Annotated in this window: 22 protein-coding genes and 1 riboswitch; of the genes, 8 read left to right on the top strand and 14 right to left on the bottom strand. The window is 71.7% G+C overall.

Translation table 11 applies throughout. The features are described 5' to 3' along the window. Window position 1 precedes the first annotated feature (1 nt). The 6 genes from ACFC0D_RS21360 to ACFC0D_RS21335 form a co-directional block, all read right to left on the bottom strand. Window positions 2-1213: an MFS transporter gene (locus ACFC0D_RS21360; RefSeq protein ID WP_376438104.1), complete on the bottom strand. Its 1212-nt coding sequence runs from the start codon at window positions 1211-1213 to the stop codon at window positions 2-4. Window positions 1214-1310: 97 nt separating this feature from the next. Then, on the bottom strand, window positions 1311-1793 hold the full coding sequence (locus ACFC0D_RS21355) for an RrF2 family transcriptional regulator (protein ID WP_376438102.1): 483 nt from the start codon (window positions 1791-1793) through the stop codon (window positions 1311-1313). 38 nt (window positions 1794-1831) lie between these two features. Then, a complete protein-coding gene (locus tag ACFC0D_RS21350; RefSeq protein WP_376438100.1) occupies window positions 1832-2374 on the bottom strand; it encodes an SRPBCC family protein in 543 nt (180 codons plus the stop codon). Window positions 2375-2528: 154 nt separating this feature from the next. Then, a complete protein-coding gene (locus ACFC0D_RS21345; protein ID WP_376438098.1) occupies window positions 2529-3605 on the bottom strand; it encodes a prenyltransferase in 1077 nt (358 codons plus the stop codon). Next, complete coding sequence (locus tag ACFC0D_RS21340; RefSeq protein WP_376438096.1) at window positions 3602-4363, bottom strand: class I SAM-dependent methyltransferase; 762 nt, start codon at window positions 4361-4363, stop codon at window positions 3602-3604. Before ACFC0D_RS21340 ends, ACFC0D_RS21345 begins: the two co-directional genes overlap by 4 nt. Window positions 4364-4471: 108 nt before the next feature. After that, on the bottom strand, window positions 4472-5815 hold the full coding sequence (locus tag ACFC0D_RS21335) for a glycosyltransferase family 4 protein (protein ID WP_376438093.1): 1344 nt from the start codon (window positions 5813-5815) through the stop codon (window positions 4472-4474). Between the two features lie 207 nt (window positions 5816-6022). Between ACFC0D_RS21335 and ACFC0D_RS21330 the strand changes: the two genes are divergently transcribed. Continuing rightward, on the top strand, window positions 6023-6697 hold the full coding sequence (locus ACFC0D_RS21330; RefSeq protein ID WP_376438091.1) for a TetR family transcriptional regulator: 675 nt from the start codon (window positions 6023-6025) through the stop codon (window positions 6695-6697). A gap of 8 nt (window positions 6698-6705) precedes the next feature. Here the strand turns inward: ACFC0D_RS21330 and ACFC0D_RS21325 are convergent, their stop codons facing one another. From ACFC0D_RS21325 to ACFC0D_RS21300, 6 genes are all read right to left on the bottom strand, one after another. Beyond that, window positions 6706-7245, bottom strand: a complete 540-nt coding sequence (locus ACFC0D_RS21325; protein WP_376438089.1) for a hypothetical protein — start codon at window positions 7243-7245, stop codon at window positions 6706-6708. A 103-nt stretch (window positions 7246-7348) separates the two neighbouring features. Next, entirely contained in the window at window positions 7349-7867 is a 519-nt protein-coding gene (locus tag ACFC0D_RS21320) for a hypothetical protein (RefSeq protein ID WP_376438087.1), read from the bottom strand. A 107-nt stretch (window positions 7868-7974) separates the two neighbouring features. Further along, window positions 7975-8208, bottom strand: a complete 234-nt coding sequence (locus tag ACFC0D_RS21315) for a ferredoxin (protein ID WP_376438085.1) — start codon at window positions 8206-8208, stop codon at window positions 7975-7977. Further along, complete coding sequence (locus ACFC0D_RS21310) at window positions 8208-9677, bottom strand: aldehyde dehydrogenase (RefSeq protein ID WP_376438083.1); 1470 nt, start codon at window positions 9675-9677, stop codon at window positions 8208-8210. Before ACFC0D_RS21310 ends, ACFC0D_RS21315 begins: the two co-directional genes overlap by 1 nt. Before the next feature lie 424 nt (window positions 9678-10101). Next, window positions 10102-10653: a hypothetical protein gene (locus ACFC0D_RS21305; protein ID WP_376438081.1), complete on the bottom strand. Its 552-nt coding sequence runs from the start codon at window positions 10651-10653 to the stop codon at window positions 10102-10104. 540 nt (window positions 10654-11193) lie between these two features. Continuing rightward, entirely contained in the window at window positions 11194-12045 is an 852-nt protein-coding gene (locus tag ACFC0D_RS21300; RefSeq protein WP_376438079.1) for a hypothetical protein, read from the bottom strand. Window positions 12046-12308: 263 nt separating this feature from the next. On the opposite strand from ACFC0D_RS21300, the gene ACFC0D_RS21295 reads away from it, so the two are divergent. Beyond that, window positions 12309-13349 (top strand): MBL fold metallo-hydrolase, encoded by a 1041-nt coding sequence (locus ACFC0D_RS21295; RefSeq protein ID WP_376438077.1) that lies wholly within the window; start codon window positions 12309-12311, stop codon window positions 13347-13349. A 55-nt stretch (window positions 13350-13404) separates the two neighbouring features. On the opposite strand, the gene ACFC0D_RS21290 is transcribed toward ACFC0D_RS21295, so the two are convergent. Further along, window positions 13405-14994 carry a serine/threonine-protein kinase gene (locus ACFC0D_RS21290; protein WP_376438075.1) on the bottom strand — a complete coding sequence of 530 codons (1590 nt, stop codon included), beginning with the start codon at window positions 14992-14994 and terminating at the stop codon, window positions 13405-13407. Window positions 14995-15183: 189 nt separating this feature from the next. Further along, a riboswitch (cobalamin riboswitch) is annotated at window positions 15184-15264 on the top strand. A 95-nt stretch (window positions 15265-15359) separates the two neighbouring features. On the opposite strand from ACFC0D_RS21290, the gene ACFC0D_RS21285 reads away from it, so the two are divergent. The 6 genes from ACFC0D_RS21285 (at window position 15360) to ACFC0D_RS21260 (ending at window position 21748) form a co-directional block, all read left to right on the top strand. Further along, entirely contained in the window at window positions 15360-16616 is a 1257-nt protein-coding gene (locus ACFC0D_RS21285; RefSeq protein WP_376438073.1) for a prenyltransferase/squalene oxidase repeat-containing protein, read from the top strand. Beyond that, window positions 16613-17350 (top strand): SCO2322 family protein, encoded by a 738-nt coding sequence (locus ACFC0D_RS21280; RefSeq protein WP_376438071.1) that lies wholly within the window; start codon window positions 16613-16615, stop codon window positions 17348-17350. Before ACFC0D_RS21285 ends, ACFC0D_RS21280 begins: the two co-directional genes overlap by 4 nt. After that, entirely contained in the window at window positions 17347-18444 is a 1098-nt protein-coding gene (locus ACFC0D_RS21275) for an energy-coupling factor transporter transmembrane component T (RefSeq protein ID WP_376438069.1), read from the top strand. Before ACFC0D_RS21280 ends, ACFC0D_RS21275 begins: the two co-directional genes overlap by 4 nt. Then, window positions 18441-20192: an ABC transporter ATP-binding protein gene (locus ACFC0D_RS21270; RefSeq protein ID WP_376438067.1), complete on the top strand. Its 1752-nt coding sequence runs from the start codon at window positions 18441-18443 to the stop codon at window positions 20190-20192. Before ACFC0D_RS21275 ends, ACFC0D_RS21270 begins: the two co-directional genes overlap by 4 nt. After that, window positions 20189-21055, top strand: a complete 867-nt coding sequence (locus ACFC0D_RS21265) for an ECF transporter S component (protein ID WP_376438065.1) — start codon at window positions 20189-20191, stop codon at window positions 21053-21055. The genes ACFC0D_RS21270 and ACFC0D_RS21265 overlap by 4 nt, the downstream gene beginning before the upstream one ends. Window positions 21056-21340: 285 nt before the next feature. After that, window positions 21341-21748: a transglycosylase SLT domain-containing protein gene (locus ACFC0D_RS21260; RefSeq protein ID WP_352188225.1), complete on the top strand. Its 408-nt coding sequence runs from the start codon at window positions 21341-21343 to the stop codon at window positions 21746-21748. 136 nt (window positions 21749-21884) lie between these two features. Here the strand turns inward: ACFC0D_RS21260 and ACFC0D_RS21255 are convergent, their stop codons facing one another. Beyond that, complete coding sequence (locus tag ACFC0D_RS21255; RefSeq protein WP_376438063.1) at window positions 21885-23054, bottom strand: steroid 3-ketoacyl-CoA thiolase; 1170 nt, start codon at window positions 23052-23054, stop codon at window positions 21885-21887. Between the last annotated feature and the right edge of the window lie 141 nt (window positions 23055-23195).

The following is a 23195-nucleotide window of genomic DNA, read 5'->3' as shown; positions in this document are numbered from 1 at the left end:
TTCACGGACGCTTCATGAGGAACGCGCCGGCGCGGAGCCAGACGAGCGAGGCGAGGGCGAGGATTCCGCCGATCAGATAGACCAGCCAGACACCGGTGGGCAGGGCGAGTCCGCCGATGACCGTGCCGAGGCCGACGCCGAGGTAGATGCCGGAGGAGTTGAGCGACACCACGAGGGCCGCCTCCTGCGGGGCGGCGGAGATCAGGCGGTGCTGCTGCGGGGGCGTCTGGCACCAACTGCTCGCTCCCCAGGCCAGGGCGAGCACGCCGACCAGGACGGGAAGGTGTGCCGAGGCCCCGGCGAGCCAGGTCAGGATGCCGAAGGTGGCGGTCATGACGACATAGCCGACGGTGAGCACGCGGACGGAGCCGACCCGGTCGGTGGCCTGTCCGGCGACGAAGTTGCCGACGACGGCGCCCACTCCGTACAGGAAGAGCATCAGCGTCACGCCGGACTGCGGCACACCGACGGCCTTCAGGGTGGGCACGCTGTAGGCGTACGCGGTGTAGCAGGCGGCCATCCCGAGGACGGTCAGCGGCAGTACGGCGATCACTCCGGGCTTGCGCAGGACGGCGAGCCGCGTGGCGAGCGGGACTCGGGGGCCGCCGGGCAGGTGCGGCATGACGAGCAGGACACCGATCGCGCAGATCAGGCCGAGTGCGGCGACGGCGCCGAGCGCGACACGCCAACTCGTCCACTGCGAGGCGGCATTGCCGAGCGGGACGCCGAGTGCCGTGGCGATGGTGAGGCCGCCGATGACGACGGCGAGAGCGCGGGCGCGCAGTTCGGGGCGGACCAGGGCGGCGCTGACGGCGCCGGCGTTGGGGGTGTACGCGGCGGCACCGGCTGCCGCGAGGACCCGGCTGATCAGGAGGGTGGGGTAGTCCTGGGCGAGCGCGGAGAGCAGGTTGGCCAGGGCGAGGACGACCAGCGCCGACACGAGCAGGGTGCGTCGCGGGATGCGCGCGGTGAGGGTGGCGAGGACGGGCGACAGGACCGCGTAGGCCGCGGCGAAGAGGGTGACGGACTGGCCCGCCGCGGACGTGGACACGTCCAGCGACTGGGCCATGGAGGGCAGGAAGCCGGCCACGACGAAGGCGTCGGTACCGACGGCGAAGGTGCCGAGCGCGAGGACGAAGGTGGGGCCGAGTCCTCGGCCTCCCGCCTCCTGGTCCGTCGGGTTCTGCCGTTCCTTATTCAGGATAGTTTTCATCTCGAATCTCCCGCTGGGAGGGTCAGGTCAAGGGGTCGGGGGCGAGTCTGGGGCGCAGGGCAGCCTGATGCGCCCACGCCGGAAGTGCCGGCGAGACTCAGGTGGAGATGCGGTCGTAACTCCTGCGGATCCTGCGCGGCGTGGTGGCCGGGGCGGATGCCATCAGATCGGCAAGGGTCTGGCCGGCGAGTTCACGTCGCCATGCCATCTCGGCCCGGCGCATCACGGTGGCGATGCCGCACGGTTGCAGGGACTCGGATGCGGGGATCTCCGCACCGCCCGCCCCCCGCTGCCTCAACTCCGAGCAGCGGAAGAGTTCGTCACGGCCTTCCAGAGCCGAGACGATGTCCATGACTGTGATGGCTTCGGGGGCCCTTGCCAGGCGCACGCCCCCGCGGGGTCCGGAGGTGGAGGTCAGAATCCCCGCCCGGACCAGGCGTTGCAAGCACTTGTTGAGGTACGAGGGCGACAGGTCGAACACCGCCGCCAGCTTCGCCGACGGCGCCGGCTGCTTCTCGTCGAGCCAGGCCAGCGTCAGACAGCAGTGCAGGCCCCACTCGACGACTTCACCCGTACGCATAATCCTGGAGTCTAACTATCCAGGTTCTGTCGCGCCAGTCACCCTCGCTCGACGATGCCTTTGATGCGCTTCACCGTGGCCGCGAGGTCGTCGGCCACCTTGGCCTGCCACTCCGCGAAAAAGCGCGCCCGGGTGGGGCCGTCCATTTCCGCGGTGATTCCCTGGATTCCCTCGGTGGGATTTCCCATGCGGAAATGGTGCGTCAGGAGGCTGCCGGATCCCGACGGTTCGACGTCGAATCCCCAGACGCTGTCCTGACGTTCTCCGGAACTGTTCCGCATCGACCAACGAAACGTCACCCCGGGCTCGGCCGCGACGACTTCGGCCTCCGTGTGCCAGGTCCCCCGCACCACAGGCGCCCAGGCCACGACCTCGGGACTGCGCTCGTTCTCCCCCCGGAAGACCGAACCCACCGCACCCGGCTCACCGGACACCCATGCGCCCCCGACGCATTCCGGGCTCCATTCACCACTGCGCGGGAGATCACTGACGATGGAATAGACGGCATGCGGCTCGGCGGAAATCACGACGGCCGATCGCGCTTCGAGCAGCACACTCGGGGAGTTCTCTGTCTGAGGCATGTCCAGAGCGTCCTCCGGACGACTGGCACGCGTCAAAAAACCCGCGGACCGATGTGTCACGTCACGACGCGCCGGCGCCGGGCCGGCTCGTGGGCCGGGCGGCTCGTGGACCGGGCCGCCCGGCCAGGTGGGCCGGGCCGACCGGAGCCGACGACTACCCGCAGCAGTCCGGCTCCAGCCCCTTCGGCAGCCGTTCCCCGCCGAAGACCGCCACCGTCGCCTCGTCGCCGCCGAGCGCCGCCACGGCGAGCAGCAGGGAGCCGGCGGTCCAGGTGGTGAGCTCCTCGGGCCACACGGCCTTGTCGCCCTCGAAGACGTACCCCGTCCAGTACATGCCGCCCTCGGCGCGCAGGTGCTGGATGGACTGGAGGATCTCCAGGGCCCGGTCGGACTCCCCCATCGCCCAGAGGGTGAGGGCGAGTTCGCAGCTCTCGCCGCCGGTGACCCACGGGTTGGGCAGCACGCACCGCACGCCGAGCCCCGGGACCACGAACTCGTCCCAGTGCGCGTCGATACGGGCCTGCGCGGCCGCGCCCGTCAGCGCGCCGCCGAGGACCGGGTAGTACCAGTCCATCGAGTAGCGGGACTTGTCGAGGAAGCGCTCGGGGTGGTTGCGGATCGCGTGGCCGAGCGCGCCCGCGGCGAGCTCCCAGTCGGGCTGGGGCTCCTCGCGGGCCTCGGCGATGGCGAGCGCGCAGCGGAGCGCGTGGTGGATGGACGAACTCCCCGTGAGGAGGGCGTCGTTCACCGGCGTGCCGTCCTCCTCGCGCTTCCAGCCGATCTGCCCGCCGGCCTGCTGGAGGCCGAGGACGAACTCGACGGCGGAGTAGACGACCGGCCACATCCGGTCGAGGAAGGCGTCGTCGCCGGTCGCGAGGTGGTGGTGCCAGACGCCGACGGCGACGTAGGCGACGAAGTTGGTCTCGCGGCCCCGGTCGGTGACGTCCGTGTGGTCGCCGTCGTGGTAGGCCGCGTACCAGGAGCCGTCGGCGTTCTGGTGCCGGGCCAGCCACTCGTAGGCACGGGTGGCCGCGGCGTGCTCGCCCGCCGTGTCCAGGGCCATGGCGGCCTCGGTGTGGTCCCACGGGTCGAGGTGGTGACCCCGGAACCACGGGATCGCCCCGTCCTCGCGCTGGACGGCGAGTATCCCGGCGACGGTCTCGGCGGCCTGCTCGGCGGTGAGGACCCCGGGCAGGAGCAGGTGCTCCGCGATCTGCTCGGGAGAGGTCACTTGGCGGCGTCCACTGCGTCCACGGCGTCCGTGTCGGCCTTCGGCAGATGCGGCTTGGTCGCGTACGCCACGAAGCTCTTGCCGACGACCGGGTTGAGCAGCTGCTCGGCGACCCGGGTGAGGGCGGGCTTCTTCATGATGTCCCAGACCAGGAGCTTGTGGTACGCCCGCACCGGCAGGGCCTTGTCGTTGTCCACGCCGAAGGCGCACTTCAGCCACCAGTACGGCGAGTGCAGCGCGTGCGCGTGGTGCGTGCCGTACGGCTTGAGGCCGGCCTGGCGGATCTTGGCCAGGAGCTCGTCCGCCTTGTAGATGCGGATGTGGCCGCCCTCGACCTCGTGGTACTCGTCGGAGAGCGCCCAGCAGATCTTCTCGGGGCCGTAGCGCGGGACGGTGATGGCGATCCGGCCGCCGGGCTTGAGCACCCGGACCATCTCGGCGAGGACACCCTTGTCGTCCGGGATGTGCTCCATGACCTCGGAGATGATCACGACGTCGAACGACTCGTCGGGGAACGGCAGGTTCAGCGCGTCGCCCTCCATCGCGGTGGCGGTCGCGCCGGCCGGGGCCTCGCCGGCCTCCTTCATCGCCGCGAACCACTTGGCGACCTCGCGGATCTCCTCGCCGTTCTGGTCGAGGGCCACGACCTGGGCGCCGCGCCGGTAGCACTCGAAGGCGTGCCGGCCCGCACCGCAGCCCAGGTCGAGCACGCGGTCGCCGGGGGCGAGCGGGAAGCGGGTGAAGTCGACGGTCAGCACGGGGTCTGCCCTTCCGGATGGGTGGTGGTGCGGGGGTGGAGGCGGCGAAGCGGAGAGGCGGTCACCTGGGGGCGGTCCCGTCGGGTCCCCGGTGACGCCGGGAGGCGGTCACCTGTGGGCCCTCTGCCGGGCGGCGCTCCCCCGCGAGGCGATGGCCTCGCGGTACAGGTCGGCGGTGCCCTGGGCGGCCCGCGCCCAGGTGAAGTTGGCGAGGACCCGGGCCCGCCCCGCGGCGCCCAGCCGGGTCCTTAGGTCCGCGTCGCCGAGCAGCCGGGCGAGGGCGGCCGCGAGGGCGCCCGCGTCGCCGGGCGGCACGGCCAGGCAGGTCTCGCCGTCACGGCCGGCGACCTCGGGGATCGCGCCGCCGGTGGTGGCGACCAGCGGGGTCCCGGTTGCCATGGCCTCGGCGGCCGGCAGCGAGAACCCCTCGTACAGCGAGGGCACGCAGGAGACCTGGGCGGAGCGCACCAGGTCCACGAGCTCGGCGTCCGAGATTCCCTTGACGAACTCGACGGCGTCCTCGAGTCCGTACCGTTCGATGGCCTGCGCGACCGGCCCGTCCTCGGCCCGCCTGCCGACGACGACGAGGTGGGCGGCCGGGTTCTCGGTGCGGAGCTTGGCGAGGGCCTCGACGAGATGGATGAGGCCCTTGAGCGGGACGTCGGCGCTGGAGGTCGTGACGATCCGGCCGGGGATCTCGGCGACGGACGGGTCGGGGGACCACAGGTCGGTGTCGGCGCCGATGTGGACGACCCGGATGCGGTCGTCGCGTACGCCGAGGTGCTCGACGATCTCCTGCCGGGAGGTGCCGGAGACGGTCAGCACGGACGGCATGCGGCGGGCGACCCGCTTCTGCATCCGGGTGAAGCCGTACCAGCGGCGGACGGAGGCGCGGCGCTTCCAGTCGGCGGCGGCGTCGAGTTCGAGCTGCCGGTCGACGGTGATGGGGTGGTGGATCGTGGTGACGAGCGGGGCGCCGAGCGCCTTGGTGCCGCCGAGGAGCCCGTACCCGAGGGTCTGGTTGTCGTGGACGACGTCGAAGTCCCCGCGGCGGGCGGCGAGCATGCGCCGGGCGCGCAGGGAGAAGGTGAGGGGCTCGGGGAAGCCGCCGGTCCACATGGTGGCGACCTCGAGAGCGTCGATCCAGTCGCGGTACTCGTCCCGCTTCGGCGTGCGGAAGGGGTCCGGCGAGCGGTAGAGGTCGAGGCTGGCGATCTCGGTGAGCGGGACACCCTCGTCGAGGGTGGGGTACGGCTGCGAGCCGATGACTTCGACATGGTGTCCGAGGCGGGCGAGCTCGCGGGAGAGATGCCGGACGTAGACGCCCTGGCCGCCGCAGAACGGATTCCCCTTGTACGTGAGGAGAGCGATCCGCAACGGACTGTCACCGTCGGTGGGAGCATCTGGGGCGGTGCCCCGGCGGGGGCCTGCTTCTATGGCCTCAGCGGTCACTCGCTGCCCCCTTCGAGCTTGCGTTTCGCGGGAGCGTAACCGCTCGCGCTAATCTAGAACAAGTTTCAGACTTGATCGTTCTTGATCGTTCAAGGAGCACAGAATCTACCGGCAGGTAGCCCCGCCGTAAGAGCCGGATCAGGTGATTCGCGCCACGGCCGGAGCCCCGCCATACTGTCGCTCCCTCACCGCACGGAACGGGACCTCATGACGTCGGAAGACAGACCCGCCTCGCCGCCCCTGACAGAGCGCCAGGAGGCGCGTCGCCGCCGCATCCTGCACGCCAGCGCGCAGCTCGCCGGGCGGGGCGGTTTCGACGCCGTACAGATGCGCGAGGTCGCCGAGGCGGCAGGGGTGGCGCTGGGCACGTTGTACCGCTACTTCCCTTCCAAGATCCATCTGCTGGTCGCGACGATGCAGGACCAGCTCCAGCACATGCACACGACGCTGCGGAAGCGTCCGCCGGCGGGCGAGAGCTCGGCGGAGCGGGTCGCGGAGACGCTGATGCGGGCCTTCCGGGCGCTCCAGCGGGAGCCGCAGTTGGCGGACGCGATGGTGCGGGCGCTGACGTTCGCGGACCGGAGCGTGAGCCCCGAGGTGGACACGGTCTCGCGGCTGACGACGGCGATCATCCTGGACGCGATGGGCCTGGAGCACCCGACGCCTCAGCAGCTGTCGGCGGTGCGGGTGATCGAGCACACCTGGCACTCGGCTCTGATCACCTGGCTGTCGGGGCGGGCCTCGATCGCCCAGGTGAAGATCGACATCGAGACGGTCTGCCGGCTGATCGACCTGACCGTGCCGAACGGGCCGGCGACCGCGCACCCCGTGGCCGCCGCGCCGACCGCGTCCGCGGCCCCGGAGGGCCGCGGGACGGTGTGAGCGAGCCGTTACGGCTTCTTGTTCTTCTCCAGGTCGGCCTTGAACAGGGCTTCGCACTTCGCGGTGTTGTCCGTGCCGATGAACATCACGATCGAGAAGCCTGCGGCGCCGTGGTTGCTGGCCTTGAGCGACCAGGTGCCCTTGTTCAGCGTCTTGATGGTGGACCCGGCCTGCTCGGTGCCCTGGCCCTCCGTCCAGCCGCCGCCGGACAGCGTCTTCACCGTGGCGTCGTAGGCCGTCTTCGGGTCGGCGACCTTCTTCGTGTCGGCCGTCCAGGACACCATGCAGTCCTTCAGCTCCGCCGGTACGTCCTCGCCCGAGGCGTCCTGGACGAAGCCCGCCGCCGTGGCAGCGGCCTCGATCTCCTTCTCCACCGCGGCCGCGTCCGGGCTGTCGCCGCCGCCCGCGTCCGAACCCCCGCCGGTGGAACCGCTCGTGGAGCTGGAGGACGAGCCGCCCTTGTTCTTGCCCGAGCCGCCCTCGCCGCCGCAACCCGCGACCAGCAGCACCACACCGGCGGCCGCGGCCACCCACTTCGCCTTGCGCACAACACTCCCAATTCCAGGCGCACGAAGGCCCTTTGCCCCCGCCATCAAGGGAGTAGTTTTGCACGTGGAAACGCCTCCTCCGGCAAGGCACAGGCCGGAACGGTCAGTCGAGCGGGCCGACGCCCGCAGCGCCGACGGCCTGGTCGCGGCAGGTGTCTTCGAAGGCCGCCAGGTTGATGTAGCCCGCATCGGGAAAGTTCCGGAACTCCGTCACCAAGGTCCAGCCGCGCTTCTTGAAGACCCACAGGACTTCACCGATCGTCCCGTCGCCGGTCTTGCGCTCCCTCCGCTCTCCGGCTTGCCGCCAACCGCGCTCGCGCAGTTCGTCCACCACGGCCTCGTAGCGTGGGAGCTCGACCCGGTCCTTCTCCGTGCCGTAGCCGCGATAGGAGACCCCGCATGCCCCCAACGAGCCGGGCTTGGCACGCGCGTCCATTGCGGCCCAGTCCGGGTCGGCGGCGGGAGCCCCGGCGTCCGCGGTCGACGTGTCGAGGTCCGCCCGCGCCCGGTCCTTCGTGAACGGCCCGGAGTCCTCGGGCCGGGCCGAGGCGGACGCCCCGCCTCCCTCCCCCGCGCCGCAGCCCGCGGCACCGAGTACGACGGCCACGGCGACAGCGGTCATGGCGGCCCGCCTCATCGCCGTCCTGCGCATGTTCGTTCCCCACCCCTGTTCGACGACTGCCGGGCACGGTTCGCCCGGCAGTGCTGCAGGAGTGTTCCACGGGCCGCCTACTCCTCAGGAGGGAATATCGGCTCCCCGCCATCCAGGAGGGTGATCAGGATGGCCTCCACCGGGCACCCCTCGGCCGCCGCGAGCACCTTCTCGTTCGCGTCCGACTCCGGTTCGCGCGGGTGGGACTGGCGGGCAGTGTCGAGGCGGAAGCCGTCCGGGGCGTGGTTCACGCACATGCCGGAGCCGATGCACACCCCCCGGTCGACCTCGACGTGCCAGCGGTCGCCCATCAGGCGCCACCCTGCCCCTCGTAACCGGCCGGCAGGTGGATCATCTTGTGCTCCAGGTACTCGCCGAAGCCCTCCGGGCCGAACTCCCGTCCCAGGCCTGAGTTCTTGTAGCCGCCGAACGGCCCCAGCATGTCCAGGCTGAAGGTGTTCACGTTGAACGTGCCCGTCCGCACCTGCCGTGCGAAGTCGATGCCGTGCTCCACGTCCCCGGTCCAGACGCTGCCGCTGAGCCCGTAGTCGGAGTCGTTCGCGATCCTGAGCGCCTCGCTCTCGTCCCCGTACGGAAGAAGACAGATGACCGGCCCGAAGATCTCCTCCCGGGCGATCCGCATGGTGTTGTCGACGCCTCCGAAGAGGGTCGGCTCGACGTACCAGCCGCGGTCGAGGCCGGCCGGACGGCCGCCGCCGGCAAGGACCTTGGCGCCTTCCTCCTGGCCGATGCCGATGTAGTCGAGGGAGCGCTGCTGCTGCCTCCTGGCCACCAGCGGACCGACCTGGGTCGCCGGGTCGAGCGGGTCGCCGACCACGAGCGCACCGGCGGCCGCGGCGAACGCCTCGGCGATCTCGTCGTACCGGCTGCGGGGGGCGAGGATGCGGGTCTGGGCGACACACGCCTGGCCGTTGTTCATCCAGGCGGCCGGCACGATCCCGGCGACCGCCGTCGCCACGTCTGCGTCGGGCAGGATCACGGCCGCGGACTTGCCGCCGAGTTCGAGGGTGACGCGGGTGAGGTTGCGGGAGGCGACCTCCATCACGCGCTTTCCGGCCGCGACCGATCCGGTGAAGGAGACCTTGTCGACGCCCGGGTGCCCCACCAGGTACTCGCTGACCTCGCGGTCGGCGGGCAGGATCGACAGGACGCCCTCCGGGAGTCCGGCCTCGGTCGCGATGTCGGCGAGGATGTACGAGTCGAGCGGGGACTCGGGCGACGGCTTGAGGACCACGGTGCAGCCGGCGAGGAGCGCGGGTCCGAGCTTGGCTGCGGCGGTGAACTGCGGGACGTTCCACGGCACGACCGCCGCCACCACACCCACCGGCTCGCGCCGCACGAGAATCGGTCCGAGGACACCGGCGCGGGGGGTCTCGTACGGGTAGTCGCGCGCGACGGTGATCGCCGCGTCCCACACCATCATGGCGCCGAGCGCCTGGGCGAGGACGCTCCAGGAGTACGGGGAGCCGTTCTGCGCGCTGATCGAGCGGGCGATCTCCTCGTGGCGTACGGCGATGGCGTCCTTGATCCGGGTGACGACCTCGATCCGCTCCTCGACGCTCATCCGGGGCCAGGGCCCGCGGTCGAAGGCCGCGCGTGCGGCGGCGACGGCCCGGTCGACGTCGGCCTCGGAGGCGTGCGGCACACGGCCGATGACCTCCTCGGTGTGGGGCGAGATCACCTCGATGACGTCGCCGCCGAGCGGATCGGTCAACTCCCCGCCGATGAACAGCTTTCCGTGCTCCACAAGCTCGGTCATGACCGACTGCCTCCCGGGAACCCGCGATGTTTCTGACTGTGTATCAGAACTGATATCAGTTCTAGTTATCACGGGCAATGCCCAGGACGAGATGGGCCCCCACCAGCCGCTTTGCCGCTGGTGGGGGGCCCGCGGGATGCCGCCTGGGTCGCCTCGGGGCCACCCCTGGACCGTCGGACACTCCACTGTGCCCGTCGGCTAGGCCGAGCAGGGGCCCCAGGATCGCGGGCCGGGCCCCTTCGAACTCCGCCCACAGCTGGAGCCGTTCACGGACCGGGCGGATGACGCAGCCCGAACAACCGAAACGGCCTCGCCGAAGAACCGACGGACCGCCGCGAAAGATCGAGGTCAGTGCCGACCAGCTACTGCCCCTCCGCCGGGAGCGCCCCACATGCAGCGGGGCGAGGTGAACCCGGGCTCCCGTTCAACTCTCACAGGTTGCCTCAGCCACGAATCCGAACCCAGACCATTGCAGCGTCGATTCCCGCTCGGGGGGCTCTTCAGAGAGCTTGATCACCCGGTAGTCCTTGTCCCATGACCACCAACTACCCCCCGACTTGAAATGAACGGTCCATTCACGGTCAGCCTGAAAGAGCCGTACAAGTTCCGGATTGAATTTGATCTCGGTTCTCATGCATGGAGGAAGGTAGTCCAGCTTCCCGCGCTCGCCACCTGCCTGGGTGTCGATCTCGACATAGAAGCCGGTTATGGCATCTTTGTCCTTGTTCATGATGAAGAGAAAACCGTCCTCAGGGTCCAAGAAGTAGGAAACCCTCGGTATCTCCTCCGCCAGTGCGTCTTGCCGCTCCTTCAAGCTCGCCTGCTTCTCCGCCAGCACCGTCTGACGCTCGGACAGCTTGCTCTGCCGATCGTCCGAGGAGTTCTGCTTGAAGAATGCGATTACAGATAGGGTCAGGGCCAGCAATGCAATGATCGCGCTCGAGAATTGGAGAACGCGATGCTGCGTGTCACTCATGCCCCGCTCCCATCACCTCGTTCCGCCGCTCAACCTGGCCACTCCATAATCCGCCTACTCCTCGGAAGGTGCACCCGCAGCAGCCCTCAATGATTGTTTCCGGGTCAACAGAACTACTGACGTTGAACTCGTGGTGTCTCAGCGGGATATGCGGTATCCACAAGGGGCGGGCTGACCGCCGGACGTCAGGAGTTCCGTGAAGGGTTACGGCTCCAGGCGGCGGTTCGCGCTCGCGGGGAGGCGTGTGCGGTGATCGCCGAGGACCTGAGGGTCAGCGCCCGGTCGATGCAGCGATGGCGGCGGACGCGGAACGAAGGCAGTCTGCGGGCTTTGCGGTCGCAGGGGCCTGTAGTTCGCACAGTTGGAGGCGGAACTGGCCAAAGGGGCAGCCGCGCACGGCTGGGCTGGCCGACTGTGGACGCCGGCGGGCATCAAGACAGTGATCGGGCGGCGTTTCCACCCGATCCAGGACCGCGGCGTGGAAGTGCCTGGCGTCAGCTCCTCGAAGGGGCTCGCGCCGTACCGGGCGCCGAAGGACGGTCAGGAGCCGAGCAGGTCGACGAACGTCAGCAGGCCGAGGGCCGCGCCGGCGGCCAGCAGGGGGAGGGCCAGGACGAGGAGGACCAGTGCGCCGACCAGGAGCTGGGCCACCGTTCGCCGTCGTAGCTGGCAGACGCCCGGGTCTCGCGGATCGTAGGTGATCTCCTCCTCGTCGCGGCCGCCGTTGGACCCTCGGTAGCCGCGCGGCACCCCGTCGGCGTCGCTGAACAGATAGACGTACAGGGCGTCGGGATCGCCCCCGTCGACGGAGCCCGAGTTCTTCCGGTACCCGTCCACCGTGATCCCCCGGGTCACCAGGACCCAGCCCTCCCGAGCGGGCTTCCACCCCAGGCCGGCGAGCGAGACTCCGGCGCCGGTCAGCATCGGGACGAAGATCCAGCACAGCGCCCCTGCCCACGCCCCGGCGATCAGCAGAACCGCCAGCACGACGCAGAACGCGACTGCCACCGCGGTCCCGGGCCGGACCTCACGCACCCGTGACCACCACGGCCGCTCCCGCCGCTCCGCGGTCACCCCGAGGGAGCCGGGGGTTCGGAGCTCGTCCGCGTCCCGCACCGGCAGAGCCTCGTTCAGCACGGCGACGAACCGCGCCACGGCAACCGAACTTCGGGAAGCCAGCAGATACGTCTCCGCCGCCCCGTCCCCCGACCCCGTGAGCACGACGGCCAGCCTGCGCCCGCCGCGGCCACACACCTCCACACGCTCGATCGCCGCCACCGGTATGCGCCGGAGTTCCCGCCGTGACTCCAGCAGCAGTTCACCGTTCCGCAGGCGGACGCTCCGCCCGGAGCGACCGCGAAGTACCAGCGGGGAAGAAGCCGTTGAGGACATTCGCCGATCCTACGGGCGCGCCCTTCCGGCCACCCGATCACCGATCCGCGTCATCACCTGCTCCTCGCGGGATGCGCCGGGCCGCCATGGATCGCACGAGGGTGCCCCACGCCTGCCGGCGACGACCAACCACGACGGCCCGATCGCAGGTCGGAGACGGGTCGGGACCGATGCGACGCAAGCCACTCTGACGGATCGTCAGTTCTCGTTATAGTGGGCAATGGTCGAGCAAGCGCCTTGCCGTCGCGAAGAGATGAGGGCCCATGAGCCAGGTGACCGAACACGGCGGAGGCGTCTGGTCGATCCAGGTCCCCATCCCCGACAACCCGCTCGGTCACACCCTGGTCCACGTCCTCGACACCGACCGCGGCCCCGTGCTGATCGACACCGGCTGGGACGACCCCGCCTCCTGGACCGAACTGTCCGACGGGCTCACCGCGTTGGGCACCTCCGTACAGGACGTCCACGGGGTGGTCATCACCCACCACCACCCCGACCACCACGGTCTGTCCGGGCAGGTCCGCGAGGCGTCCGGCGCCTGGATCGCGATGCACGCCGCCGACACCGCGGTCGTCCGCCGCACCCGCGAGTCCGAGCCCGCCACCTGGCTCGAGTACCTCACCCGCAAACTGACCACCGTCGGCGCCCCCGAGGAACACATCGCCCCCCTCCTCGCCGCCCGCTCCTCGGGCGGCAGGACCCGGACGCTTCCCGGGCTCCGCTCGGCCGTGCCCGACCGCGAGATCGTCCCCGGCGAGCTCCTCGACCTCGCCGGGCGGCGGCTGCGCGCGATCTGGACCCCCGGCCACACCCCCGGCCATGTCTGCCTCCACCTGGAGGAGGAGCACCCCGCGCGGCTGCCCGGCCATGGCCGGCTCTTCTCCGGCGACCATCTCCTGCCCGGGATCTCCCCGCACATCGGCCTGTACGAGGACCCGGACGACGCCACCGTCACCGACCCCCTCGGCGACTACCTGGATTCGCTGGAGCGGATCGGGAGGCTCGGCGTCGCCGAGGTGCTCCCCGCCCACCAGTACGCCTTCGCGGGCGCGGCCGGCCGGGTACGGGAGCTGCTCGACCACCACGAGGAGCGGCTGACCGGCCTCCTCGGCCTGCTGGCGACCCCGCTCACGCCGTGGCAGCTCGCAGAGCGCATGGAGTGGAACAGGCCCTGGGAGCAGATCCCGTACGGCTCCAGGAACATCGCGGTCAGCGAGGCCGAGGCCCATGTGCGACGCCTGGTGAAGCTGGGCCGCGCGGAGGCCGTCGAGGGCACCGACCCGGTGGCGTACGTGGCGGTCTGACGCGGCGGCGGGCTCAGCGCGGCGGCGGGCTCAGCGCGGCGGCGCGGCGGCGGGATCAGGCCCTGGCGATCCGGACGCAGGACATCACCAGGATCAGCGGAGCGGTGCCGCCGCCGAGGATGATCATGGGAACAGCCACCCACATCAGGAAGGGCTCTCCGCCGTCGTAGTCCGCGCCGTTGTACACGAAGATGAACCAGAGCACGTGCAGGACGCTCACGACGCACAGCGCGATCCAGTAGACGCCGACCCCGGCCGCCCACAGCCGGACCCTGCCGGGCGGAACGGTCACCAGACGCCGCCGGTAGAGGTGGAGCCCCACCATCGCCGCGAACAGGAGCAGCGTGCCGGGGACGCGCCACCAGTCGTTCAGCGCCCACTGGTAGGGGCCCTGCTGCTGGTCCGAGAGCGACGGGTACCGGACCGCGCGGTCCATGAGGTCGACCCCGCCGACGAGGAACGCGAACATCGGTACCAGGAAGAACAGTCCGTACAGCGGTCTGCCGAGCCCTGACGTCAGCGCCTTGACGGCGCGCACACGGGCGAGCGGGCGGCCCGACTCGGCCCGGGCGCGCGGCACCCTCGCCGTCCCGGTCCCGGTCCTGGCACGCCCCGGCAGGACCGCCGTGGGAGGCGGGGTGTGCGGGGGCAGGACGGTGGTGACCGACTCGGCCGCGTCCACGGCCGCCTCCGCCCCCTCCACGACCGCCTCCGCCGACGCGGCCGTCGGCACCTCGGCCGCCGTCAGCGGTTCCGCCTCGGCCTCCTCCTCCGCCTCCGCGTTGAGCAGCTCCTCCGCCTTCTGCGCGATGGCGGCGACGACCGGCGCAGGCAACCATGATCCGTGCCCGGCGCGATGCCCGTCGGCGACGGCGGCGAGCTCGGCGACCGTCGGACGGTCCTCGGGCCGCTTGGCCAGACAGTCCCTCGCGAGCTCACCGAAGCGGCCCTCGACCCCGTCGAGGTCCGGCTCGTGGTGCACGAGCCGGTAGAGCAGCTCGGCCACCGACCCTCCGCCGAACGGCCCGCGCCCCGTCGCTGCGAAGGCGAGGACCGCGCCGAGGGAGAAGACGTCCGCGGCCGAGCCGATCGTCCTGCCCTCCGCCTGCTCGGGCGACATGTAACCGGGCGAGCCGACCACGAGACCGGTCCCGGTCAGCGCCGTCTCGTCGGCCGAGCGCGCGATGCCGAAGTCGATGAGCAGGGGTCCGGACTGCGAGAGCAGGACATTGGACGGTTTGACGTCCCGGTGCACCAGGCCCGCGCGGTGCACACCGTCGAGGGCGTGGGCGAGCCCGGAGAGAAGTCGCCACAAGGCGTCCTGGGGCAGCGGCCCGTACGCGATCACGGCCTCGGAGAGCGCGGGCCCGGGAACGTACGCGGTGGCCAGCCAGGGCACCGTCGCCTCGGGGTCGGCGTCCAGGACGGGCACCGTCCCCGCTCCCCGTAACGACTGGGCGGCCCTGACCTCGCGGGCGAACCGCCGGCGAAAGCCGGAGTCGCCGGCCAGCGCGCCATGGACGACCTTGAGGGCGACCGTCCGCCCGCCCGGCGAGCGGCCCAGGTAGACGCAGCCCATGCCGCCTTCCCCCAGGCGGTACAGCAAGCGGTACGCGCCGACCCGGCGCGGATCGGTCTCGGTCAACGGCCGCATTCAGCACACCCCCGTGAGATGCCGTCCACGTCGCACACGTGAACAGCGGTCACGTGAGCAGCAGTCAGCATGGCACAGCGTCCGGTACCCCGTGCGGGCTGTGTGTGAGGCGCCTCGCACCCGCCGGTCGCAAGGGGTACGGGCCGGTAGAGTGTGCGAGTCGTCATCATGCCCGTACGGGGGGAAGCCGGTGCAATTCCGGCACTGACCCGCAACCGTGAACCGTCGCCCTCTAGCCGTCGACGGTGAGTCGGAATGCCCCGTCGGGACGTGACCGCCGGCACCGTCGAGGAATACGGAGCCGAGCCTGGTGCCTTGTGCGTGCCGGTGCCCGGCCGCAGGAGAGGCCAGCACGCATGACCACCGTCCGCCGCGGCGCCGCCGCGTTCGCCACCGTCGCCGTGCTCTGCACCGCGCTGGCCCCCGCCGCGTCCGCCGCGCCCTCTCCGACCCCCACGCCCGCACCGGTGATCCCCGCCGGTCTCTACGGCACGAAGGACCCGACGTACGACGGTGTCTGGCGCCAGTCGGTCGCCTTCGTCGCGCAGCGGATCAGCGGTGTGCAGCCCGCCGAACAGGCCGTGACCTGGCTGAAGGGACAGCAGTGCGAGAGCGGCGCGTTCTCCTCGTACCGGCCGGACCCCGCCAAGCCGTGCACCCCGGCCACGATGCTGGACACCAACGCCACCGCCGTCGCCCTCCACGCCCTCGCCGCCGTGCAGAAGCAGAGCGCCGACCCCGAGGCGGTGTCCAAGGCCGTCAAGGCGGGCTCCGGCTGGCTGAAGGGCATACAGAACAAGGACGGCGGCTGGGGCTACAACCCCGGCAGCCCCAGCGACGCCAACTCGACCTCCATCGTGGTCAGCGCGCTCGCCGCCCTGGGCGACAAGCCCGGCGAGGTGAAGTCGGCCGAGGGCCGGACGCCGTACGACGCGCTGCTCACCTTCGCCACCCCGTGCTCCACGAAGGACGGCCCGGGCGCCTTCGCGTACCAGCCGGACAAGGACGGGCGGCTGTTCGCGAACGCCGACGCCACCGCGGCCGCCACCATCGCCGGGCTCGGCAAGGGCATCACGGCCGGCGGGGTGAAGCCCGAGCAGTCCCCGACCTGCAAGGACCTGCCGAAGCCCACCGCCGAGCGGGCCGCGCTCAACGGCGCCTCCTACCTGGCCGGCGCGCTCGCGAAGACCGGTCACCTGAACACCCCGCCGATGCCCGGCGCCACCGACCCGACCGAGCTGCCCGACTTCGGCAACACCGCCGACGCCGTCGTCGCGCTCGCCGCCACCGGTGCCACCAAGGAGGCGACCGGGGCGCTGATCTGGCTACAGCAGAACTCCGCGGCCTGGGCCAGGGAGAGCGGCCCCGCCGCCTGGGCGCAGCTGGTCTTCGCCTCGAACGCGATGGGTGTCGACCCGCGCGCCTTCGGCTCGACCGACCTCGTCAAGGAGCTGAACGCCACCGGCCCCGCGCCTCAGAGCACGCCGTCCCCGAGCGCGTCGCCGGGCGAGGGCGACGGGGACTCCGGCTCCTTCGACCTGTGGTGGATCATCGGCATCGGCATGGTGGTCGGCGTCGGCATCGGCTTCCTGCTCAGCGGGCGCAAGAAGTGAGGACACCCCGGCTCTGGACGCCCCGGGCTACCGGCGCCGTGGCCGGGGCCGCCGGCCGCCGCGCGGTCCGGGGCGCGGCCGGAGCGGCGGCCGGTGTCGTACTGACGCTGGCCGCCGCCGCTCCCGCGCAGGCCGCGGGATACCGGTACTGGTCCTTCTGGGAGGGCGACGGCGGCGGGACGTGGACGTACGCGACGCAGGGTCCGGCGACCGCCCGTCCCGGGGACGGGGACGCGATCGGCTTCCGCTTCGCCCTCAGCAACGACACCAGTGACTCCTCCCGGCCCTCCGCAGCCCCCTCCTTCACGACGATCTGCGCCGGTGTCGAGGAGAAGGCGGACACCAAGCGGGTCGCGGTCGTCGTCGACTTCGGCGGACCCGAGGACGCCCCGCCCGGCGAGACCCCGCCGGCCCGGCGGATGAAGGTCGGCTGCGCGCAGGTCCGTGAGGACGCGACGGGCGCGGAGGCGCTGGCCGCCGTGGTGAAGCCGCTGCGGTACGACAGCGCGGCCCTGCTCTGCGGGATCGCCGGGTACCCGGCGAAGGGCTGCGGCGAGCAGGTGGCGGAGACGAAGCCGTCGTCCCCGGCGGGGACGACCACCGCGAATCCCACGTCGTCGGCCGCCCGGCAGGACGGCGACGACGGCGGTCCCTCCGCCGGGATCGTCGTGGGCGGGGCTGCCGTACTCGCGCTCGGCGGAGCCGCGATCTGGAAGGCACGCCGCCGCGCATGATCCGTGCCCCCGAGGCGAACCGCTCCAACGCCTTGCACGCCGGTGCCTGGTGGCTCTGGGCGCTGGGGCTCGCGGTGGCCGCCTCCCGTACCACCAACCCGCTCCTCCTCGGCCTGATCGTCGCGGTCGCGGGTTATGTCGTCGCGGCCCGGCGTACGGACGCCCCCTGGGCGCGCTCGTACGGGGCGTTCGTGAAGCTGGGCCTGTTCGTCGTGGCCCTGCGGGTGGTGTTCTCGATCGTGCTCGGATCGGCGATCCCGGGAACGTACGAGCTGTTCACCCTGCCCGAGGTGCCGATGCCGGACTGGGCGCAGGGCGTGCGGATCGGTGGCCGGGTGACGGCGGAGCAGGTCGTCTTCGCGGTGTACGACGGGGCGAAGCTGGCGACCCTGCTGATCTGTGTGGGCGCGGCGAACGCGCTCGCCAACCCGGCGCGGCTGCTCAAGTCGCTGCCGGGGGCGCTGTACGAGGCCGGGGTCGCCGTCGTCGTGGCGATGACCTTCGCGCCGAACCTGGTCGCGGACGTGATGCGGCTGCGGACGGCCCGGCGGCTGCGAGGGCGGCCGACCGGCGGGGTGCGCGCGGTGCTCCAGATCGGGCTGCCGGTGCTGGAGGGCGCGCTGGAGCGGTCGATCGCGGTGGCCGCTTCGATGGACGCGCGCGGCTACGGGCGTACGGCGCAGGTGCCGGCGGCCGTACGGCGGACCACGAACGTCCTGACGCTCGGCGGGCTGCTGGGGGTGTGCGCCGGTTCGTACGGTCTGCTGGCGGCGCAGGGCGCGGGGTACGGGCTGCCGTTGGTCGTCGCCGGTCTCGTCGCCGCCATGGCCGGGCTCCGGCTCGGCGGGCGCAGGACGGTACGGACCCGGTACCGGCCGGACCGGTGGGGGGTGCGGGCGTGGCTGGTCGCCGGTTCGGGGGTGGCGGTGGCGGCGCTGATGATCTGGGCGAACGTCTACGCGTACGAGGCGCTGCATCCCGGCGTCGTCCCGCTCGTCGCACCGGAGCTTCCGGTGTGGCCCGCGCTGTCGATCCTGGTGGGCCTGGTGCCCGCGTTCGTGGCCCCTGTGCCCGTCTCCGAGGAGTCTTCGTGATCCGGTTCGAGAACGTCTCGGTGCGGTACGGGGAGGAGTCGGAGCCCACGCTGCGTGACCTGGACCTGACGGTCCCGGAGGGCGAACTGGTCCTGCTGGTGGGCCCGTCGGGGGTCGGCAAGTCGACGCTGCTCGGCGCGGTGTCGGGGCTCGTGCCGCACTTCACGGGCGGCACGCTGACCGGCCGCGTCACGGTCGCGGGCCGGGACACCCGGACGCACCGGCCCCGCGAACTGGCGGACGTGGTCGGCACCGTGGGCCAGGACCCGCTCGCGCACTTCGTCACGGACACGGTCGAGGACGAGCTGGCGTACGGGATGGAGTCCCTGGGCCTCGCTCCCGAGGTGATGCGGCGCCGGGTCGAGGAGACCCTGGACCTGCTGGGCCTCGCGGAGCTCCGCGACCGTCCGATCGCCACGCTCTCCGGCGGCCAGCAGCAACGGGTGGCCATCGGCTCCGTGCTGACCCCGCACCCCGAGGTCCTGGTCCTCGACGAGCCGACGTCCGCGCTGGACCCGGCCGCGGCGGAGGACGTCCTGGCGGTGCTCCAGCGTCTGGTGCACGACCTGGGCACGACGGTCCTGCTGGCGGAGCACCGCCTGGAGCGGGTGGTGCAGTACGCGGACCAGGTGATCCTCCTGCCGGAGGGCACCATGGGTCCACCGGCCGAGATCATGTCGATCTCGCCGGTACACCCGCCGGTGGTGGCGCTGGGTCGGCTGGCGGGCTGGTCGCCGCTGCCCCTGACGGTGCGGGACGCCCGCCGCGCGGCGGGTGACCTGCGCGAACGCCTGGAGACCCGGCTCACGGAGACGGCCCCCGCGGGGCCCGGCGCCGACGCGCCCACGGGGCCGACCGGCCCCCGGCGGCCCGCGGCGGAGCCGCTCATGGACGGCGCCGGGACGGGAGGACCTGCCGGGCGGAGCTCCGGAGGAGGCCGGGGTGGGGGAATCTCCAGGCTCTGGCGGCGCGACACCGCCGTCCGGACCCCCGTGTCCGGCCACCTCGTCGAGGTCGACGCCCTCGGCGTCCGGCGCGGGCGCGTCGAGGCGCTTCGGCGGGTCGACCTGAAGGTCCGGGCCGGCGAGACCGTCGCGCTCATGGGGCGTAACGGCGCCGGCAAGTCCACCCTGCTCAACGCGCTCGTCGGCACCGTCACCCCCACCTCCGGCGCCGTTCTCGTCTCCGGCCGCGTCCCCCACCGGACCGACCCCCACGAGCTGATCCGGCAGGTGGGGCTCGTACCGCAGGAGCCGCGCGATCTGCTGTACGCCGACACCGTCGCCGCCGAATGCTCCGCCGCCGACACCGACACGGGCGCCGCGCCCGGGACCTGCCGGGCCCTGGTGTCCGAGCTGCTGCCGGGTGTCGCGGACGACACCCACCCCCGTGACCTGTCCGAGGGCCAGCGCCTCGCGCTCGCCCTGGCCGTCGTACTCACCGGGCGCCCCCCGCTCCTGCTCCTCGACGAGCCGACCCGCGGTCTCGACTACGCGGCCAAGGCCCGTCTCGTCGCGCACCTGCGCGCGCTGGCCGCCGACGGACACGCCATCGTGCTCGCCACGCACGACGTGGAGCTGGCCGCGGAGCTGGCGCACCGGGTGGTGATCCTGGCGGGCGGCGAGGTCGTCGCGGACGGTCCGACGGCCGAGGTCGTCGTCTCCTCCCCCGCCTTCTCCCCTCAGGTCGCCAAGATCCTCGCCCCGCAGCCGTGGCTCACGGTCGAGCAGGTCAGGGAGGCGCTGTGAGCGCCCGAGGACCCGTTCGGCTCGGTCCGCGTTCGGTCGCCGCCCTCGTCCTGGTCTCCGTCATCGGGTTGATCGCCATCGGCTGGCCCCTCTTCGCGGACGCCTCCTCGGCCGTGACCACGCACGCCGCCGACGCCCCCTGGTTCTTCGCCGCCCTTCTCCCTCTCCTGATCGCGGTGGTGGTCGCCACGATCGCCGACTGCGGGATGGACGCGAAGGCGGTCGCGATGCTGGGTGTGCTGGCCGCCGTGGGCGCGGCGCTGCGCCCGCTCGGGGCGGGGACGGCGGGCCTGGAGCCGATGTTCTTCCTGATGGTGCTGAGCGGCCGGGTGCTCGGGCCGGGGTTCGGTTTCGTCCTCGGCGCGGTGACGATGTTCGCGTCCGCCCTGCTCACGGGCGGTGTGGGCCCATGGATGCCGGTCCAGATGCTGGCGATGGGCTGGTTCACCATGGGCGCGGGTCTGCTGCCGGGGCCGGAGAAGGTCAGGGGCCGGGGCGAGCTGCTGATGCTGTCGGCGTACGGGTTCGTCGCGGCGTTCGCGTACGGCACCGTCACCAATCTGTACGGCTGGGTCACCGTGGGTGGCCTCGGGACGGGTATCTCCTTCGTCCCCGGCGACCCGGTCCACGAGAACCTGGTCCGCTTCCTCGCGTACGTCCTCGCCACCTCCCTCGGCTGGGACCTCGGCCGGGCCGCTCTCACGGTGGTGCTCACGCTGACCGTCGGCCGGACGCTTCTCAGGGCGCTTCGGCGGGCCACGCGGCGGGCGAACTTCGAGGCCCAGGTCACATTCGAGGCCCCGGAAGGGTCCCCTCGGGGTGAGGCGCCCCACAGGACCTACGTCACGTACGAAGCGGAGTAGGAGAGGGTTCAGACCCTCCCAAATCACCCCATAGCCTGCCGCGAGCTGCGAAAACGTCACAGTCCTCACCCCGGGACGTTCGGCGCGGGTCCGATTCCGCGTCGTACTCGGGGTCGTTGCGTCGGCGTTCCTGCCCTGGTTGTCTGGTGGACGTCGCCAGGCAGCAGCGCTCAGCGCAGCGCCTCGGACAGGCCGATTCCCCACAGGATCCGGGTTCCCCGGGCTCTGGTTCCGGCTTGCCGAAAACGCCCGGCGCGCCCCATGTCCCCGACGTTAGGTCGCGTTTTGTTCCGCTCCATCGCCACCCGTGCCAACTCCCGCAAGAAGACCCTCGCCGTCTCCGCAGCCGTGCTGCTGGGCGCCTCGGGTGCGGTCCTGGGCACGACGGCTTCGGCCTCGGCCGCTCCCAGCGACGCCAAGGCGATCGCCAAGCAGATCGTTCCGGCTTCGCAGTTCGCGTCGTTCAGCAAGATCGTGGAGCACGAGTCCGGCTGGAACCCCTCCGCCACCAACTCGTCCAGCGGCGCCTACGGCCTGGTCCAGGCCCTGCCGGCCTCGAAGATGTCCTCGGCCGGTTCCGACTGGAAGACCAACCCGGCCACCCAGATCAAGTGGGGCCTGGACTACATGAACGACCGCTACGGCAGCCCGAACGGCGCCTGGGCGTTCTGGCAGGCCAACGGCTGGTACTAAGAGTCACCCCCAGCCGCCCGCAGCCGCGCGCACACCCGCAAGGCCCCGCCCTCCTCACGGAGGGGCGGGGCCTGCGGCGTTTCGGGCGCGGCTCGCCCGACCGGACCCCCGGCCCCGTAGCCGTTCGTTCCGCGCGCTACAGCCGCTGGATGATCGTGCCGGTCGCCAGCGCCCCGCCGGCGCACATCGTGATCAGCGCGAATTCCTTGTCCGTACGCTCCAGCTCGTGCAGGGCCGTGGTGATCAGCCGCGCCCCGGTCGCACCGACGGGGTGACCGAGTGCGATGGCGCCACCGTTGACGTTGACCTTGTCGAGGTCCTGGTCGAAGACCTGGGCCCAGCTCAGGACGACCGAGGCGAAGGCCTCGTTGATCTCGACGACGTCGATGTCCTTCAACGACATCCCGGCCTTGCCGAGCACGGCGCGGGTGGCGTCGATGGGCCCGTCGAGATGGAAGTGCGGGTCGGAGCCGACGAGGGCCTGGGCGACGATCCGGGCACGCGGCCTGAGCTTGAGGGCGCGGGCCATGCGCTTGGAGGCCCACATCAGCGCGCAGGCGCCGTCGGAGATCTGGGAGGAGTTGCCCGCCGTGTGGACGGCGGTCGGCATGACCGGCTTGAGCCGGGCGAGCGCCTCCATGCTGGTGTCGCGCAGCCCCTCGTCGCGGTCGACGAGCCGCCACATGCCCTGCCCGGCGGCCTGCTCCTCCTCGGTCGTCGGGACCTGGACGGCGAAGGTCTCGCGCTTGAACCGCTCCTCGGACCAGGCGTTCGCGGCCCGCTCCTGGGAGAGCAGGCCGAGGGCGTCGACCCGTTCGCGGGTGAGGCCGCGATGCCGGGCGATGCGCTCGGCGGCCTCGAACTGATTGGGCAGGTCGACGTTCCACTCGTCCGGCCAGGGCTTTCCGGGCCCGTGCTTGGACCCCGAGCCGAGCGGGACGCGGGACATGGCCTCGACTCCACAGCTGATGCCGATGTCGATGACGCCCGAGGCGATCATGTTGGCGACCATGTGGCTCGCCTGCTGCGAGGAGCCGCACTGACAGTCGACGGTGGTGGCGGCCGTCTCGTAGGGAAGCCCCATGGTGAGCCAGGCGTTGCGCGCCGGGTTCATGGACTGCTCGCCGGCGTGGGTGACGGTACCGCCGACGATCTGCTCGACGCAGTCGGCGTGGATACCGGTGCGCCCGAGGAGTTCGCGGTAGGTCTCGCCCAGGAGGTAGGCGGGGTGCAGATTGGCGAGCGCGCCTCCGCGCTTGCCGATGGGGGTGCGTACTGCTTCGACGATGACGGGTTCCGCGGCCATGAGCTCGTCCTCTCCTCGCCCGGCGGGGTGTCCCGGCACTCCGCGACGGGGGCGGTACGGGGAACTAGTACGCGTTCTAGTTCTGAGTGAAGTCTTATGACTGCTACCGCCGGTACGCAAGGGTTGTGCACGCACCCGCGT

Origin of the sequence: Streptomyces sp. NPDC056222 (assembly GCF_042264065.1) — a bacterium.
Taxonomy (GTDB): Bacteria; Actinomycetota; Actinomycetes; order Streptomycetales; family Streptomycetaceae; genus Streptomyces.
Note: the sequence above shows the minus strand (reverse complement) of the source record. Positions and strands in the feature narration are given on the sequence as shown.